Annotated in this window: 16 protein-coding genes; 8 read left to right on the plus strand and 8 right to left on the minus strand. The window is 57.2% G+C overall.

The window, feature by feature from the left end:
* Positions 1-17: 17 nt before the first annotated feature.
* Together E5201_RS13065 and E5201_RS13070 are read right to left on the minus strand one after the other, a co-directional pair.
* The gene (locus E5201_RS13065; protein ID WP_140986741.1) at positions 18-416 is read right to left on the minus strand and encodes a YidB family protein; all 399 of its coding nucleotides are present in this window, start codon (positions 414-416) and stop codon (positions 18-20) included.
* Positions 417-509: 93 nt separating this feature from the next.
* On the minus strand, positions 510-1370 hold the full coding sequence (locus E5201_RS13070; RefSeq protein ID WP_140986743.1) for an SDR family oxidoreductase: 861 nt from the start codon (positions 1368-1370) through the stop codon (positions 510-512).
* A 116-nt stretch (positions 1371-1486) separates the two neighbouring features.
* Between E5201_RS13070 and E5201_RS13075 the strand changes: the two genes are divergently transcribed.
* A complete protein-coding gene (locus tag E5201_RS13075; protein ID WP_246050734.1) occupies positions 1487-1900 on the plus strand; it encodes a winged helix-turn-helix transcriptional regulator in 414 nt (137 codons plus the stop codon).
* Between the two features lie 58 nt (positions 1901-1958).
* Here E5201_RS13075 and E5201_RS13080 read toward each other — a convergent pair whose 3' ends face one another.
* From E5201_RS13080 to E5201_RS13090, 3 genes are read right to left on the minus strand one after another with little or no spacing between them, the layout of a single operon-like run.
* Complete coding sequence (locus tag E5201_RS13080) at positions 1959-2597, minus strand: 2-dehydro-3-deoxy-6-phosphogalactonate aldolase (RefSeq protein ID WP_140986745.1); 639 nt, start codon at positions 2595-2597, stop codon at positions 1959-1961.
* Entirely contained in the window at positions 2594-3505 is a 912-nt protein-coding gene (locus E5201_RS13085) for a 2-dehydro-3-deoxygalactonokinase (protein ID WP_140986747.1), read from the minus strand. Before E5201_RS13085 ends, E5201_RS13080 begins: the two co-directional genes overlap by 4 nt.
* Before the next feature lie 33 nt (positions 3506-3538).
* A complete protein-coding gene (locus E5201_RS13090; RefSeq protein ID WP_140986749.1) occupies positions 3539-4402 on the minus strand; it encodes an SMP-30/gluconolactonase/LRE family protein in 864 nt (287 codons plus the stop codon).
* Between the two features lie 239 nt (positions 4403-4641).
* On the opposite strand from E5201_RS13090, the gene E5201_RS13095 reads away from it, so the two are divergent.
* The 6 genes from E5201_RS13095 (at position 4642) to E5201_RS13120 (ending at position 11895) form a co-directional block, all read left to right on the plus strand.
* Positions 4642-5859 (plus strand): acetyl-CoA C-acetyltransferase, encoded by a 1218-nt coding sequence (locus tag E5201_RS13095; protein ID WP_140986751.1) that lies wholly within the window; start codon positions 4642-4644, stop codon positions 5857-5859.
* A 12-nt stretch (positions 5860-5871) separates the two neighbouring features.
* On the plus strand, positions 5872-8088 hold the full coding sequence (locus E5201_RS13100; RefSeq protein ID WP_140986880.1) for an FAD-dependent oxidoreductase: 2217 nt from the start codon (positions 5872-5874) through the stop codon (positions 8086-8088).
* A gap of 179 nt (positions 8089-8267) precedes the next feature.
* A complete protein-coding gene (locus tag E5201_RS13105) occupies positions 8268-9068 on the plus strand; it encodes a hypothetical protein (RefSeq protein WP_140986753.1) in 801 nt (266 codons plus the stop codon).
* 153 nt (positions 9069-9221) lie between these two features.
* Positions 9222-9947, plus strand: coding sequence for a 2,3-diphosphoglycerate-dependent phosphoglycerate mutase (gpmA, locus tag E5201_RS13110; RefSeq protein WP_140986755.1), 726 nt, complete (start codon positions 9222-9224; stop codon positions 9945-9947).
* An 18-nt stretch (positions 9948-9965) separates the two neighbouring features.
* Positions 9966-10583, plus strand: coding sequence for a bifunctional diaminohydroxyphosphoribosylaminopyrimidine deaminase/5-amino-6-(5-phosphoribosylamino)uracil reductase RibD (locus tag E5201_RS13115; protein ID WP_140986757.1), 618 nt, complete (start codon positions 9966-9968; stop codon positions 10581-10583).
* 58 nt (positions 10584-10641) lie between these two features.
* Positions 10642-11895 (plus strand): pentapeptide repeat-containing protein, encoded by a 1254-nt coding sequence (locus E5201_RS13120; protein ID WP_140986759.1) that lies wholly within the window; start codon positions 10642-10644, stop codon positions 11893-11895.
* Positions 11896-12104: 209 nt separating this feature from the next.
* Here the strand turns inward: E5201_RS13120 and E5201_RS13125 are convergent, their stop codons facing one another.
* From E5201_RS13125 to miaA, 3 genes are all read right to left on the minus strand, one after another.
* Positions 12105-13916 carry an IlvD/Edd family dehydratase gene (locus E5201_RS13125; RefSeq protein ID WP_140986761.1) on the minus strand — a complete coding sequence of 604 codons (1812 nt, stop codon included), beginning with the start codon at positions 13914-13916 and terminating at the stop codon, positions 12105-12107.
* A 36-nt stretch (positions 13917-13952) separates the two neighbouring features.
* On the minus strand, positions 13953-15050 hold the full coding sequence (locus E5201_RS13130; protein ID WP_246050743.1) for an aldose epimerase family protein: 1098 nt from the start codon (positions 15048-15050) through the stop codon (positions 13953-13955).
* A 270-nt stretch (positions 15051-15320) separates the two neighbouring features.
* Entirely contained in the window at positions 15321-16184 is an 864-nt protein-coding gene (gene miaA / locus E5201_RS13135) for a tRNA (adenosine(37)-N6)-dimethylallyltransferase MiaA (protein ID WP_140986765.1), read from the minus strand.
* Between the two features lie 107 nt (positions 16185-16291).
* On the opposite strand from miaA, the gene E5201_RS13140 reads away from it, so the two are divergent.
* Positions 16292-17419 (plus strand): Mrp/NBP35 family ATP-binding protein, encoded by a 1128-nt coding sequence (locus tag E5201_RS13140; RefSeq protein ID WP_140986767.1) that lies wholly within the window; start codon positions 16292-16294, stop codon positions 17417-17419.
* Positions 17420-17428: the final 9 nt, after the last annotated feature.

Genomic DNA, 17428 nt, shown 5'->3' on the forward strand with positions numbered 1-17428 from the left:
GGAAGGGGCCTTAAGGCTTAGCGCTTGAACAGGCCACCGAGCAGGTTGCCAACGGCACCGGCATCAATGCCCTTGCCGCCCAGAAGGCCACCAAGGGCATCGGCAATGCCACCCTCAGGGAGTTGGCCGTTCGGCGTCAACTGATCAATCACGCCGGGCAGCAGGCTGGCGATCTGCGACGGATCAATGCCGAAACGCGACGCCAGCTGGGTTAGTTGTTCATTGCCGAGAATATTCTGAAGCTGTTCGGCGGATACAGGGAGGTTTTCCCCATTCCCGATCCAGGATTGCACGACCTCACCCAGACCGCCCTGAGACAGCTTTGCGACGATGTCCTGTACGCCGCCATTGCCGAGAAGGTCGCCAATCGCGCCAAGGTCGAAGCCGCCTTTGCCGCCGAGAAAATTGTTCAGCATGATATAGTCCTGTTCATCAAAAAAGCTGGCGCGATCATGGGCTTTGTCTACGATTCACGCCAGTGATTTTTTAAGTACAGATATGTGTCAGCTTTATGCCTTAAGGGCCTGAGCCAGACTGTCTCTGGCACTAACCGGATTGTGACCGGTCAGGGTTTTAACGGCGTCTGTGACCGCACTGAGTTCATTCTGACGGACGGCCTTTTCAAATGACACCAGCATGTCGGCGACAAAACCGGGCAGACCGGCCTGCGTCAGGCCTCCGTGTAATTGTTCGTCGCTGATTTCGATGAGGTCAATGGGCTTGCCCGTGACCTCGGTGGCGATACGGGCGATGTCGGCATAGCTGAGCGCTTCGGGGCCGGTCAGTTCATAAATGGCCCTGGGCGCGGGCGGGTTAAGCAGAACCGCAGCGGCGGTTGCGGCGCAGTCTTCGCGGGTGACATAGGCGACCTTGCCGCCAGCTGTGGCGGTGAACCACTGGCCGCTGGAAAGGGCTTGAGCGAGGCCGTCAAGCAGGTTTTGCGTGTACCAGTTGTTACGCAGGATCGTATAGTCCAGACCGCTGCCGATGATCGCCTGCTCGGTGCCGTAATGATCAGGGGCCAGCGTCAGGGCGCTTTCAGGCACCGGATTGGGCAGGGAGGTATAGATGATGTGCTTTACACCGGCGGCCTTGGCGGCGGTAATCGCGGCGGTGTGCTGACGCAGGCGTTTGCCTTTTTCATCAATGCTGTCTGTGGAAATGAGCAGCAGACGGTCAACGCCTTCAAAGGCGGCTTTAAGGGTGTCCGGCTTGTCGAAATCGGCGGCGCGCGCCTCAAAACCGCTGTCGGACAGTTTTGAAGGATCGCGTGTGGCGGCGATGACCTTGTGGCCGTTAGTCGCTTTCAGATGGCTGAGGACAAGCTGGCCCAACTGGCCCGAAGCGCCGGTTACGAGTAATGTGGACATATCTGAGTTCCTTAAGTATATTAATAGTCTCAAATTGAGATCAGGTATAATTTAGGAAGTTTTGGAAAGCTGTAAAGACGGCAGCTTTTTGTACCATAGGGAGCCGGAGGTAACCATTGGCCGATACGTTAAACAAGCTACCTGACGCGGCACAGATCGCCGAGAGCGTGATGAACGCTGGCTTTGACATGCGCAATTGTCCGGTGCGCGATGTGCTCGATCAGATTAGTGGCAAGTGGGCGAGCCTGATCCTTCTGGCCTTAAGCACTGAACCACACCGCTTCGGGGCGCTGAAACGCGCGGTGCCGGATATTTCGCAGCGGATGCTGACCCAGACCCTTAAGGATTTACAGCGGGACGGGTTCATTAGCCGTCATGTCTTTGCCACCGTGCCGCCGAGTGTGGAATATCGCCTGACGGATATGGGGCGGTCATTGATGGTGCCGTTGTCGGCGCTGATTGGCTGGGCGGTGGATAATCACGCGCAGGTGGTTGTGGCGCGTGAGCGGTTTGATGAGGTGGCGCAGTAGGGCCGGTTTGCCCCTCACCCCGACCCTCTCCCCAAAGGGGAGAGGAGGGCAGACGCGATTATGCCTTCAAAGCGTTCCAGCCATCGACAAAGGCCTTAGCTTTTTTGAAGACGATTTCCGGTGTGTCGCCGGGCTTATATACTGCTGAACCAATGCCGAAACCGGCGGCACCGACCTCAAGATAGGTGTTCATATTATCAGGCTCTACGCCGCCGACCGGAAATACCGGCAGGTCCTTGGGCAAAACGGCCTTAAGCGCCTTCAGACCCTTGGGGCCAGCCAGTTCGGCGGGAAACAGCTTAAGGGCATCGGCACCGGCATCAACCGCCGCAAATGCTTCGGTCGCGGTAAAGAAGGCCGGAAACGAGATAAGGCCGAGCGCCTTGGATTCGCGGATCACCTCAACATTGGTATTGGGCGAAATGACGATCTGACCGCCAACATCGGCCAGTTTGCGCACGCTTTCGACGTTAAGCACCGTACCGGCCCCGACAATGGCGCGGCTGCCCAGAGACTTGGCCAGCTTTTCGATGCTGACAAAGGGCTCAGGCGAATTGAGCGGCACTTCGACGATTTTAAAACCCGCTTCCATCAGAGCTTCGCCGACCTCGACCGACTCTTCGGGCTTGAGGCCGCGCAGGATCGCCACGAGCGGCAGGGTTTGCAGGATGTCCTGCCATTGGGCCAGAAGGGTCATGAATTGCTCCGCAGTTTGTGAATGGCCCACAGACCGGCTTCTGAGACATTGGTGCCGTCATAACGGGTCACGTCCTTGAAACCAGCAAAGGCCAGCGCTTTTTCGTAAAGATCAACCAGTTGTCCGTCCCCCACCAGACGCACGGGGCTGTGGCCGTGGCGTTCCAGTTCGGCAATGACTTCCGAACCGATCAGAATGCCCGACAGATAGGACGACAGGCTTTCGGACTTGATATTATTGAACAGGGCTTCGGTGCGCACGCTGAATAAAAGCGACAAAAGCGCACGGTTATACATGCCGCGCTCAACCCCCAGCAGGAAGGCTTCGTCGTCGTGGCGGTCATTGTTCATCAAGGCCCCAAGGATCGAGTGGGTCTTCAGAACCTGAAACGCTTCGCCGGTCATGTGGGTAGAGAAGCTTTGAACCTTCTCGTCACGGATCAGTGCCCATTTGCAATGGGTGCCGGGCAGGACGAAGAAGCCGTCGGCCTTTTCCTGCTCCAGAAGGCCGAATATCTGGGTTTCTTCGCCACGCATGACGTTCAGAAGGCCGGTGCCCGGGCTTTCGGCAAACAGGCCCGGAACGATCGAGACGTCGTATTTGTCGGACGGGGCCTTCACCAGACCATCAACAAGGGTCTGAAGCGAGGCAGGGCAGGCGGCATAGGGGGCTTCGATCCAGCCCTGACGCGAACCTACCATGCCGGACAGCAGGAACGGCAGGTTTTCGTGACCGGCGAAGTCGTCCTTAAGCACGCTCTGGAGCGCCTGTTCAAACGACAGAACCCCAAGGTTTTTCAGGCCGATATTGGCGGCGTGGCGGGCAATGACCTTACCGTCCTGATCATAGAGGAACAGACGGAAGTTGGTCGTGCCCCAGTCGGCAGCGATCAGTGATGGCGTGGACATATTTGTGGTTCTTTCTTTCCGAAGACCTAAGTCTTAGCCTTTGAATTTCTGTGGCTCAAGACCGGTATGGCCGCGCAGCAGATCACTTGGGATTTCAAACAATGTGCCGGCTTCACGAACCTCATCCAGTCCTTCGGCAGCCGAGGTGACAAAGACGCGATCAAGGTTCTCGCCGGCAAAGGTCAGGCTGGTGATCTGGCTGGCGGGCAGGTCAATATGGAAATCAATGGACGCATCGGGGTTGAAGCGTGTCACACGACCTGGCCCCCAATGAGCGACCCAGATGCCGCCTTGTGCATCCGTGGTCATACCATCCGGCCCGCCCCAGTCGTCTTCAAATTTCAGCCACAAACGTTTGTTTGCCAGTTCGCCATTGACGACATCAAAGACGTAGATTTCCGACTTGCCGGTATCGGTGTGGTAGATCGTCTTGTGATCCGCACTAAAGGTTGGGCCATTGGCGATCTTATAGGGGCCATCAACCTCACTGAAGCTCAGGTCGGTCTCAAGGCGGTAAAAAGCACCGGACACCTTTTCGATTGGCTTGTGCATCGAACCGGCCCAGATACGACCGCGATCGTCGGCCTTGGCGTCATTCAGGCGGTTTTCCGGCTCATGCGGATAAGGGGTGCCGATATGTTTTATCGAAAACGGCTCAAGCGTGACCTCGGCAAAACCGCTCATCAGGCCGGCAATGAAGCCGCCTTTTTCGCGCTCGATCACCCAGCCAATGGGTTCGGGGAAATCCCATGTACGGTTTGACCCGTCTTTCAGGGAATGGGCATGGAGACGATGCGAAAGGATATCCACCCAATAGATGCTGTTGTCACGACGTGACCATAGCGGCCCTTCGCCGAGAATGGCCCCTGCGGGCGTGCAGCGGATGATATCGCTCATGTCGTCTCCCCTTGGTTTTTGTTGGTAAAATCTATAGCCGGATTACAGCCGCAACGCCGCTGTGGCAAGCTTTTGTCCGATAATTTGGGCCGGTTGAGCCAAAATTCTTCAAGAGCAAAAACGGGCTTTACAGGGGCTTCGTTGCCCCATCTCCCGAATATGTTACCCGTGTCGTATCTTGACGTTTGCGTAAGCATGGCGCAGGGTGTCGGGCATAATCTCGCTTATGGAGAACGCAAGTGCCTGATCTCGTTCACGGAGCCTATATATATGACGCGGTGCGCACGCCGCGCGGTAAGGGGAAAAAGGACGGCAGCCTGCATGATATTACGGCGCTGAACCTGTCGGCACAGGTGTTGGCGGCGCTGCGTGACCGTACCGGTATTGATACAGCGCGCATCGATGATGTGATCTGGGGGTGCGTGACACCGGTCGGTGAGCAGGGCGGTGATATTGCCCGTGCGGCGGTTCTGGCGGCGGGTTATGCGCAAACCACCGGCGGGGTTCAGATCAATCGCTTTTGTGCCTCAGGTCTTGAGGCGGTCAATATGGCGGCGGCGAAGGTCATTTCCGGTGAGGCGGATTTCGCCATAGGTGGCGGCGTGGAATCCATGAGCCGCATCCCCATGGGGTCGGATGGCGGCGCATGGGCCATTGATATCAATGCGGCCTTCCCGACCTATTTCGTGCCTCAGGGCGTTTCGGCGGATACGATTGCCACCAAGTGGGGCTTTTCGCGTCAGGATGTCGACGCCTATGCCGTCGAAAGCCACAAACGTTCGGCCCAAAGCTGGGCCGAGGGGCGGTTCAAGGGCTCGGTCGTACCCGTTAAGGATCAGATGGGGGTGACGCGCCTTGATCGCGATGAAACCATCCGTCCCAACACATCGCTTGAGACTCTGGCCGGGCTTAATCCGTCCTTTGCCATGATCGGTGAGATGGGGTTCGATGCGGTGATCAACCAGCGCTATCCCGAACTTGAGCGCATCAATCACGTGCATACGCCCGGTAATTCTTCGGCGATTGTCGATGGCTCGGCAGGGGTGCTCATCGGGTCGGCGGAGGCCGGTAAGCAGGCAGGACTTAAGCCACGTGCGCGCATCAAGGGCATGGCGTCGATTGGCTCGGAGCCATCGATCATGCTGACCGGACCGTCCTATGTCACCGAAAAGCTTCTGAAAAAACTTGGGATGGGTGTCGGCGATATCGACCTCTATGAACTGAACGAAGCCTTTGCTTCGGTGGTGCTGAGGTACATGCAGGTGCTGGATATTCCGCACGATAAGATCAATGTCTGCGGGGGGGCGATTGCCATGGGCCACCCACTGGGGGCCACAGGGGCGATGATTTTGGGCACGGTGCTTGATGAGCTTGAGCGGACGGGCAAGCAGACGGCGCTGGTGACGCTCTGTGTCGGCGGTGGCATGGCCACAGCCACAGTTATTGAACGGATATAAGGGAGTCGGATGATGGAAAACTTCAAGATTGAAATCGACTCCGACGGCATCCTGACGGCGTTTTTCGATGTGCCTGGTAAGTCGATGAACACCTTCACCAAGGGCGCTCTGGCTGATCTGGCACGCATTGCCGAACAGGCAAGAACCGATGACGCCATCAAAGGCGTGGTGATCACCTCAGCCAAGACCAGCGGCTTTTGCGCTGGTGCCGACCTTGAGGAAATGCTTGGGGGCGCATGGGAAGGGCCGGTTGACAAGAACGACCCCGAAGGCGCGCTCAAGGCCGGTTTTGACGCCGCCTTTGAAATGAACCGCGTCTATCGCGCGCTTGAGACCTGCGGCAAGCCGGTGGCGGTAGCGATCAATGGTCTGGCCTTAGGTGGCGGGCTTGAACTGTCTCTGGCCTGTCATTACCGCGTACTCAGCGACGGGCCGAAGGTGCAGGTTGGCCTGCCGGAAGTGAAAATCGGCCTGTTCCCCGGTGGGGGCGGATCGCAGAGACTGCCGCGCCTGATTGGCGTTCAGGCCGCGCTTATGGCCATGTCCGAGGGCAAGAGCTTCAAGCCAAAAGAAGCTCTGTCCGCCGGTATCGTCCATGAGGTCGTTGCTGACGATCAGGTGCTTTCGGCGGCGAAGACATGGGTAAAGGCCAATCCCAAGGCATCGGCTCCATGGGACAAATCCGATTTCAAAATCCCCGGTGGCGGGCCGTACCATCCGGCGGGCTCACAGATTTTTGTCATGGCCAATGCCCTGTTGCGCAAGCAGTCCTTTGGCAATTATCCCGCCGTTCAAAACCTGATGAAGGCGGTCTATGAGGGCATTCAGCTGCCCTTTGATGCGGCCATTCGTGTCGAGAGCCGCTATTTCGTCAATACCCTGCAAACGCCGCAGGCCAAGGCGATGATCCGCACCTTCTTCTTTTCCATGCAGCAGCTTGGCAAGGGCGCGGGCCGTCCGGCGGGTATCGCCAAAACCGATCCGCAACAAGTCGCGGTCATTGGTGCGGGTATGATGGGCGCAGGTATCGCCTATGTCTCGGCTCTGGCGGGTATCAAAGTCATATTGCTGGATCGGGATCAGGCGGCCGCCGATAAGGGCAAGGCCCATGCCGAAGGGCTGGTCAAAAAGGGTGTTTCACGCGGCAAGACGACAGAGGCCAAGGGGCAGGCTCTGCTTGATCTGATCACCCCGTCGACCGATTACAGCCTTATCGAAGGCTGCGATCTGGTGGTTGAGGCGGTGTTTGAAAACACTGACCTGAAAGAAAAGGTCACGAAGGACGCCGAGGCCAACCTTTATAAGGGCGCAAAGGCCGACAGTGCGATCTTTGGCACCAATACCTCAACGATCCCGATTTCGCTACTGGCTCAGGCGTCAACATCCGCGGAAAAATTCATCGGGATTCACTTCTTCTCTCCGGTCGATAAGATGCAACTGGTGGAGATTATTCGGGGGGAACAGACCTCGGATGAGACCGTGGCCAAGGCTATTGATTATGCGCTGAAAATCCGCAAGACGCCGATTGTCGTCAATGACGCGCGCTTCTTCTTCGCTAATCGCTGCTTCATTCCGTTTACGGCTGAGGGTCTGCATCTGTGGGCCGAGGGCTATGCACCGGCCTTGATCGACAATGCCGGACGGGCGACAGGAATGCCGCGCGGGCCGCTGGAGATGATGGACGATGTGGCGCTCGATCTCCTGACCAAGATTACCTCGGAAACGGCCAAGGCCATGGGTGACGCCTATGTGCCGATTCCGGGTGAAAAAGAGGTCGCTCAGATGGTTGCCGATGGCCGTCTGGGGCGGAAGAACGGCAAGGGTTTCTATGATTATCCTGACGGTGGCCAGAAGGCGCTGTGGTCGGGCCTTGGTGATCTGTTCGCAGTGAAGGTCGATGACTCGACGCCGGAACTGGTGCAGGAAATCAAGGACCGGCTTCTGTATATTCAGGCGGTGACGGCGGCCCGCTGTTTCGAGGAAGGCGTGATCACCGACCCGCGTGAAGCCGATGTCGGCTCCATTCTGGGCTGGGGCTTTGCGCCCTGGTCAGGCGGGATCATCAGCTTTATCGACGCGATTGGTGTTGAGAAATTTGTTGCGCGGTTGAAAGAACTTGAGGCGAAATTCGGTGCGCGCTTCGCTACGCCGCAACTGCTGACCGATATGGCCACGAAGGGCGAAACCTTCTATGGCCGCTTCGGCAAGGCTGAGAAAAAGGCCGCTTGATTTTCCGGTTGATTTTTTGATCGCCCCGCCTGAAAGTTGTCCATAGGTTAGGTGGGGGGAAATCATGATTAGTAAAATTATCGCTATTGCCGCAATGATGTTGTGGGCATCATCGGCTTGGGCGCTTAATGCCGAGGTACACCGCAAAGCTGGCGCAGTAGGTTCAAGCGGGGTGGGGCATGCGCAACGAAAGTTTTGAACGCATCGTGGGTAAGGAGGGCAGTCTCTCGCCCAGCTATATATTTATGGCCATACTTGGTTATGGAGTCGTGCTTTTGGGTTACGCCCTTACGTCATGGCGACAGGGGCAACACATTATAGGCTTTGTCGCTGAAATGCAGCCGTATCATGTCTGGCTCGCCATAATTTTTGGCCTGTTTGTGCTTATGTGCGCTTTGCCTAAGTACTTCCAGTATCGATATGTTTTGCCGGTCATCTGGTGTGCCACCCTTATCTGTGTGGCGGAGGCATTTCGCATGGGGCAGACTGAATTTTTGGAAGAGTTGCGTCAGTTTGCCGAGTTAGGCCTTTTGATTATCGTGGGCATTCCAATCGGCCTGTTGTATCGATTATACGGGGCCTACCGAAAGGGAGATTTGGGGCCAGGTGCGTACGATGAGATACGCAGCTATAGTCTGGCGATGGTCATGTGGATGATGTGTCTCGCCTATGTCTATATCAGCTGGCGGGCATATAGTGATGGAACGCATCATTTTTTGGCAGGACGCCCGTTCATCTATGTCATTCTGGTTGCTCTAGGGGGGTGGTTTGCCGCCTCTGATGGGGGTAAGCGTCCGTATGTTTTGCCGGTTGCGGCCGGATCGATAGTGGTGCTGGAATTAGCCGTCTGGCGGCTCAAGCTTGCGCCTGTGCGTCAATTCCTGTTTGAAGACCATTTGCATGAACTGATTTTTGCGGGGCACCTTGGGTTGGTGACCTGTTCTTGTCATTGTTATATCAGCACAATAAGAGCGCTATAAAAGATAAGCTTCGTGAGCTGTTTCCAAAAGCGTATCCTTAAGCCAGCCGTCAAAAGTCACGCCCATCTCACGCTATCGTCGCTTGCGCTAAGGCTTAGGGGCTTTTATAGCGGTTAGCCCATAGTTTCTCATATATTGATCAAAGGTAACGCCATGCCCACACTCATTTTGCTTCGTCACGGCCAGAGCCAGTGGAATCTGGAAAACCGTTTCACCGGCTGGGTGGATGTGGATCTGACCGCCGAAGGTGAGGCACAGGCCCGTCGCGGTGGTGAACTCATCAAGGCCGAAGATATTCAGATTACCCGCGCCTTTACCTCTGTTCTGACACGCGCCATTCGCACCTGTAATCTGGCGCTGGATGCGGCGGCGCAAGGGTTTGTGCCGGTCATCAAGGACTGGCGCCTCAATGAACGCCATTATGGCGGTCTGACGGGCCTTGATAAGGCGGAAACCGCTGCCAAGCACGGTGAGGATCAGGTGAAAATCTGGCGTCGGTCCTATGACGTGCCGCCGCCTGAGCTTGAGGCCGGCAGCGAGTTTGATTTCACTAAGGACCGCCGCTATGCCGGTTCGGTCCTGCCGCAAACGGAATCGCTTAAGACGACGCTTGATCGTGTGCTGCCGTTCTGGGAGGAAACCATTGTTCCGGCGCTGAAAAGCGGTGAAACCGTGTTGGTGGCCGCGCATGGCAACTCCATTCGCGCCATCGTCAAGCAACTGTTTGACCTGTCCGAAGCTGCCATCCTTGAGGTGGAAATCCCGACCGGTAATCCGCTGGTAATCCAACTGACTGACGAGTTGCGTCCGCTGAGCGCGCATTATCTGGATCATGAGCGCGCCAATCCGTTACCGGTTCTGTCGGCCTATACGTCCTAAGTGGCGGACGAAAGCTATATGCGCAGGGCGCTTGAGTTGGCCTATGGTCAGCTTGGGCGCACCTCGCCTAATCCGGCGGTGGGCTGTGTCATTGTGCGCGATGGGCAAGTAATCGCTGAAGCCGCAACCGGTGACGGCGGCAGACCCCATGCCGAGGAAACCGCCTTGCAAATCCTCGGTGGCAAGGCTGAAGGCGCGACCGCCTATGTCACGCTGGAACCCTGCGGTGAGCGCTCAGGGGGCGGTTGTTCCTGCTCAGAATTACTCGTGCGGGCAGGCGTGAAGCGCGTGGTATTTGCCTGTGACGACCCGTCCCCCTATGCGTCGCACATCGGCACAAGGCGGCTTGAGGCGGCCGGCATTGTGGTTGAAACCGGCCTGATACACGCCGAAGCCTTCGGTCTGATTCACGGATTTGTCCATTATCTGAATACCGGCAGACCATTGGTGGCCGAAAGTGTCACGGGCGAGGGCTTCGATGCCCGTTACGAACAGGCCCCTTTGACCGAGGCCGCTGAGGATTTAAAGATTTGGGGCGGGCGCGGCTTTCGCAGGCTTTGGGTCGAAAGCGGTTCAGACCTTGCGAAACATCTGGCGCAGCAAGGCCTTTTGCATCGTGCGCCTGTAAGCGGTTAATTAACCGGTGCGCAGTTAAGCTTGGGCATAAGAATGACCTTAAGGAAGCCCGTAACCCATGAGTGCCGCTAACGCAGGATCGCGTTACAAAAAACTGACACAGGCCGATGTGGATATGGTGTGTGAAAAGCATGCCCGCCTTAAGTCAGGTCGTCCCGGTGGCGCGCGCGCGGTATTTGCCTGGTCGGATATTTCAGGGCTTGATCTGAAAGGGCGTGATCTTATTGACGCCGATTTCACGGCGACGATCATGGTCGGCACCGACCTGACGGGTGCGCGGCTTGATCAGTCGAATTTCTATTGCGTCGATATGCAGATGGCCAATCTGAGCTATGCGTCAATGCGTCGGGTTGATCTTCGCGGCGCCTGTCTGCGCGGGGCCAACCTTCTGGGGGTTGACCTGTTTGAGGCTGATTTGCGTGAAGGGGCGCTGGCTTTGCCGGATAAGGCATCGGGTCTGGCCTATGTCGAGACGCAGCCGCGTATATCAGACGCGGGTTTCACCAATTTGCGCGGGGCCAATCTTGAGCGGTCGAAACTGACCGGTATTCAGGCCATGAAGGCCGATTTTACCGACGCCATCATGACCCAGTGCAAGCTGGTGCGAGCCAACCTTAAGCTGGCCAAGCTGGATAATTGCGACCTGTCGGGCGCTGATCTGTCGGGGGCCGATGTGTCGGGCGCGTCAATGAAGGATGCGGTGCTGATCGGGGCCAAGGTCGAGGGCTGGAATGCCACGCAGGCCGATTTGTCCGGCGTTCTGACCGATAAGGCCGCAGGCACAGACGTCACGACCCTGCCCTATGATGAAATGATCCGCGACCACGCCCTATGGGTGGAGACGGTCGGGAAATCGGGTAAGCCGTCTTTGTTTGATAAGGCGGACCTGCGCGCCCTCAAAAGCATCAAGGGGCTTAATCTGGCGGCCTTATCGGCCAAGGGGGCCGTCTTTTACGGTCTGGATATGCGCAATGTGCAGCTTTCCGGTGCGCAACTGGAAGATGCCGACCTGCGTAACTGTGACCTGCGTGGCGCTGACTTGCGCGGGGTGCGTCTGACGCGCGCCCGTCTGGATGGGGCCAATATGGAAGGGGCGCAGATCGGGCCGCTCATTCTGGGGGGCGATCGTTTGTTCCCCGCAGATCTGCGCGAAGCCCGTATACGGGGTGTCAATCTGCGCTGCGCCAATCTGCGTAAGGCGCGTATGGATGGGGCCGATCTGTCGCGCTCGGACGTTCAGGACGCGCAACTCGATATTGAAAGCCTCGTCAACGTGGTCTGTGTCGCCCTAAAGGGTAAGATTGCCGCTTAAGCGCTTTCCGAAAAGTGTGTCGCACTTTTCGGATTAAAAGCGCGTCAAGATAGAGCAGGGTCGCGGACCCTGCACCCGTTAGGCCTGAGGTGTGTGTCTCTGTCCATGACAATATAAAGAAAGCCTCCCCATGCACAGGCATAGGGAGGCGAAAAGGTCGGTACCGTTTGCCTCGGGGCTAACGGGTGCAGGGCCTGAGGCCTTGCCTGCTAGTGGTTGTCGCGGGGCACGCCTGCGCCGATCTGGGCGATGCGTTGATATTTGACCGCATTTTCCAGAACCATGCCGGAACCCATCTGACCCACAACAGCGCGTTGCATTTCCTGCCAGGGGGTTTGGTGGGCGGGGAACTGGAAGCCACCGGCTGCCTCAAGGGCGGCGCGACGCTCAGCGATTTCCTCATCCGAAATCAGGACGTTGACGGTATTGGCATTGAGGTCAACGCGCACCTTATCGCCGGTTTTCAGAATGCCGAGATTACCGCCAGCCGCCGCTTCGGGAGAGGCGTTGAGGATCGACGGCGAACCGGAAGTGCCGGACTGACGGCCGTCACCGATACAGGCCAGAGACGTGATGCCACGCTTCAGAAGGTAGTTCGGCGCGCGCATATTGACGACTTCGGCTGCACCCGGATAACCGATGGGGCCTGCGCCGCGCATGAACAGGATCGAGTGCTCGTTGATGCCGAGAGATTCATCGTCGATGCGGTGATGATAGTCCTCAGGGCCATCAAACACGATAGCGTCGCCGGTAAAGGCGTTGGGGGAGGCCGGATCGGACAGGTAACGGTCGCGGAATTCCTGAGAAATAACCGATACCTTCATGACTGCTGAATCGAACAGGTTGCCCGACAGGACGCGGAAACCGGCGGCTTCCTTAAGCGGTTGATCGAACGGACGGATAACGCGTTCGTCTTCGATGATCGCATTACGGCAGTTGTCACCGATGGTCTTGCCGTTGACGGTCAGGGCGTTTTCATGGATCAGGCCCTGCTTGATAAGCTGACCGACAACCGCAGGCACACCACCGGCATGGTGATAGTCTTCGCCTAGATATTCACCGGCTGGCATGAGGTTAACCAGAAGCGGGATTTCCTCACCATATTCCTGCCATTCCTCAACCGAAAGCTCGACACCGATATGACGCGCCAGGGCATTGAGGTGGATCGGGGCATTGGTCGAACCGCCGATAGCCGAATTAACGCGGATGGCGTTGATAAAGGCTTCCTTGGTCAGGATGTCCGAAGGCTTCAGGTCCTCGTGTACCATTTCAACGATGCGCTTACCCGTCAGGTAAGAGCATTCCTGACGGTCGCGGTGCGGGGCCGGAATAGCGGCCGAATAGGGCAACTGCATGCCCAAAGCTTCGGCCAGCGAGTTCATGGTTGTCGCCGTACCCATGGTGTTGCAATAGCCCGTTGACGGGGCCGAAGACGCCACGAGCTTGATGAAGCCCTGATAGTCGATCTCACCGGCGGCCAGAAGTTCACGCGCCTTCCAGACGATGGTGCCGGAACCCGTGCGCTCCCCCTTATACCAGCCGTTGAGCATTGGCCCGACGCTAAGGGCAATCGACGGGATGTTGACGGTGGCCGCTGCCATCAGGCAGGCAGGGGTCGTCTTGTCACACCCAATGGTCAGAACGACGCCATCGAGCGGATAACCATAGATGATTTCCACAAGGCCGATATAGGCGAGGTTACGGTCAAGGCCTGCGGTCGGACGCTTGCCGGTTTCCTGAATCGGGTGAACCGGAAACTCAAGTGGGATGCCACCGGCTTCGCGGATACCTTCACGGATGCGCTTGGCCAACTCAAGATGGTGGCGGTTGCACGGAGATAGGTCTGATCCCGTCTGGGCAATGCCGATAATCGGCTTGTCGGACTGTAACTCTTCGAGCGACAGGCCGAAGTTCATGTACCGCTCAAGATACAGCGCGGTCATGTCAGCATTTTCCGGATTATCGAACCATGCACGTGAACGCAGTTGGGTCTTGGAACGGGATACGGGATCGTTAGACATATTAGTCGGTGCTTTTTATAAGATTACGCAAAAGGATTATTCAGCCACGAAAATGTGGTGAACGGTCGTCTGGGTGTAGGTTTGGCCCGGATCGAGGCGGGTTGACGGGAAAGAGGGCTGATTGGGCGAATCAGGGAAATGCTGGGCTTCGAAGGCCACGGCATCACCCATGCGTGTCACCCGACCGTTCTTGCCGGGAATTTTACCATCAAGGAAGTTGCCGGTGTACATCTGAATGCCCGGTTCAGTCGTCAAAATCTTCATGCCGCGCCCTGAGGCTTCGTCGGTGAGGGTAACCGCCAGACGGGGCTCTTTGGTCACGCCGCCACGCAGGACGTAATTGTGGTCGATCCCCAGACCAATCAGGATTTGCGGATCACGGGCGTCACGCACACGGTCATTGATGATGGCCGGAGAGGTGAAGTCGAAAGGCGTGCCAGCGACTGGCGCGATATTGCCATAGGGAATAGCGGTCTCATCGGTCGGCAGATAACCGTCGGCTTCAAGTTGCAGTTTGGCCTCAAGCGCGCTACGGCCCGACTCAATGCCCGCCAGATTGAACAGGGCGTGATTGGTCAGGTTGACGACGGTCGGCTTATCGGTGGTGGCTTTATAGCTGACGGTCAGATCGTTGTTTTCGTTAAGGCTATAGGTCACTTCGGCAATCACCTTGCCCGGATAGCCTTCTTCGCCATCGGGGGAGATGTAGGTGAAGGTGACGCTGGCTTCACCGGCGGCACCGCCGTCTTTGACGGACTTAACCGTCCAGTTGACCTTGTCCCAGCCCTTGAGGCCACCGTGCAGATGGTTGCCGTTATTGTTCGTCGCCAGCGTATATTCCTTGCCATCAAGGGTGAACTTGCCCTTGGCAATGCGGTTGGCATAACGGCCAACGGTCACACCGAGATATTGCGGCGTATCGACATAGCCTTTGAGGTCATCATAACCGATGGTGATATCGGCAATGTCGCCCTTACGGTCAGGGGCGTGCAGCGCCTGAAGGGTGGCGCCATAGGAGATAACCCGGGCGGAAACGCCCTTATTATTCTTCAGGACAATGGCCTGAACCTTTGAACCGTCAGCCAGACTGCCGAAGTCTTCGGTAGTGGCGGTTGCGGCGATGGCTTGAGTCATGACACCCATTCCTCCAAATCCCACAAGCCCGGCCATTGCGGCGGATACGAATAGTTTTTTCATGAAGCCTGGAGCCTTTCCGTAAGGGATGATTAGCGTTTCCCGATAGTTTTATACACGATCGTTTTTTGGGGCGCAGTGTGTCCTGCGTCGTCGGTGAATGGTTTAGCCTTGGTTTTTAAGTCAGACAATAGCAAATATAGAGGCTGGCTATTTATATGACAAAATGTCGCTAAAAGCATAGGATATTTATCCCTGCTGACGGCGAAATCAAACCTTGAATTGATTGCCAAAAAACGTGGTTTGCCGTTTGGCGTAATTGCGGGTTTTTTGTTGCGCCAGCGCTATGGCGGCCTCAAGTGACATCTCGTCGCGCAGGTAAGCCCACAATTCGTTTAAGCCCAGCACGCGCAGGATCGGCCAGTCCGGTTTGAGGCCATTGGCGACCAGTGATTCGACTTCAGCCAGCGCCCCGTTCTGTATCATCAGCTTAAAGCGCTGATCACAACGTGCATAGAGTATGTCACGCTCAGGCTTCAGTATGGTGAGTTCATACTGGCCCTCAAGCAAAAGCGGCGTGTTGGATTGCTGCCAGACGCTTAAGGGTTTGCCGGTTTGCCAGAAGACCTCAAGAGCGCGCGTCAGGCGCTGGCGGTCATTGGGGGCGATGCGGGCCGCAGCGTCAGGATCATGCTGATGCAACAGGGCGCGGAAGGCATCTTCGCCCATCTCCTCATAGGCCTGACGGGCTTTTTGCCGCACGTCTTCGTCAATATCAGGGATTTCAGACAGGCCGCGTATCAGGCTGAGAAAATAAAGCCCCGTCCCACCAACCAGACACAGTGGTACGCCACCTGAAAGGGCGGCGTCAATATAGGGCCTGATGGCCCTGACCCAGTCACCGGTTGACCAAAGCTGATCGGCTGCGAGTATGCCGTACAGGTGGTGAGGCGCTACGGCCTCATCTGCGGCTGAAGGTCGCGCCGTCAGGAGGGGCGCATCACGATACAGCTGCATCGAATCCGCATTGACGATGACGCCACCGGTTTGTGCGGCCCAGTCGAGCGCATGGGCGGACTTTCCCGAAGCGGTCGGGCCAGCCAATAAAAATACGGGGGGGGAGGAAGCGGACATCTGCGAAAAAGGGTTGTCTTGTGTCTAATTAAGCCTATTTGAGCCTATAGGCGAAAACGCCCGCACTTACATCTAAAATTGGCACCTAAAACTAAAGGATACGGATCATGGCACAGGTAGACAAGGAAGCCGTCATTACGGCGCTCAATGGCCTGAAGGATCCGGTGTCAGGTGAGGGGCTCTATGCGGCGGGGCTTGTGCGTGGGCTGGTGTTGTCGCCCGGTCGGGTCGGGTTTATGATTGAAGTGCCGTCTGACAGGGTCACGCTTTATGGGCCGGTACGCCTTGAGGCCGAGCGTCTGTTGTCCTCGCTTGAGGGGATACAGAAGGCGCAGGTCGTCCTGACCGCCGAGGTCGAAAACCCGTCCGAGCCCGCGCCGCCGCGCCGTCCGGCAACCGCGCGTCTGGCCCCTCAGGCCGTGGATCAGCACGCCAAGGGGGCAGGCGGTAAGGGCAAGCCTGCGCCGGTGCCGACCGAGCGTCCCGCCCATGTGAAATATGTCGTGGCCGTCGGTTCAGGCAAGGGCGGCGTTGGCAAATCGACTGTATCCCTTAATCTGGCGCTGGGTCTGAAGGCGTTGGGGCTTAAGGTCGGGCTTCTGGATGCCGATATCTATGGCCCATCGGCCCCCGTTATGCTTGGGATTACCCAGCCGCCGACTTTCAATGAACATAAGCACATGGTGCCGCCGGTTGCCTTTGGCCTTAAGGTCAATTCGGTTGGTTTTCTGGTCGATGCCGATCAGGCGATGATCTGGCGCGGGCCTATGGCCTCTCAGGCATTGACGCAGCTTCTGACGCAGACCGAATGGGGGACGGCGGAGGCACCGCTCGATGTACTGGTGGTTGATCTGCCGCCGGGAACGGGGGATGTGCAACTTACCCTGACGCAAAAAACCCTGATTGACGGGGCGGTGGTGGTGTCCACGCCTCAGGAAATGGCGGTGATTGATGCCCGACGTGCTGTGACCCTGTTTGGCAAGACCTCTATTCCGGTGCTGGGCGTGGTGGAAAACATGGCCTATCTTGAGGGGCCATCGGGTGAAAAGATCGAAGTCTTTGGCCGTGGTGGTGCGAAGGCGCTGGCTGACGGATTGGGGATTACATTCCTGGGCGAAGTGCCGCTTGATCCGGCCTTGCGTAAGGCGACTGACGACGCACAACCGATTCAAAGCGGCGATGTGGCTGAGCGTTTTAAAGCCATTGCCGAAAAAGTGTGGGCAAAGCTCGGCTAATGTGCTTGC

The organism is Asticcacaulis tiandongensis (assembly GCF_006475605.1).
Classification (GTDB): Bacteria; Pseudomonadota; Alphaproteobacteria; order Caulobacterales; family Caulobacteraceae; genus Asticcacaulis; species Asticcacaulis tiandongensis.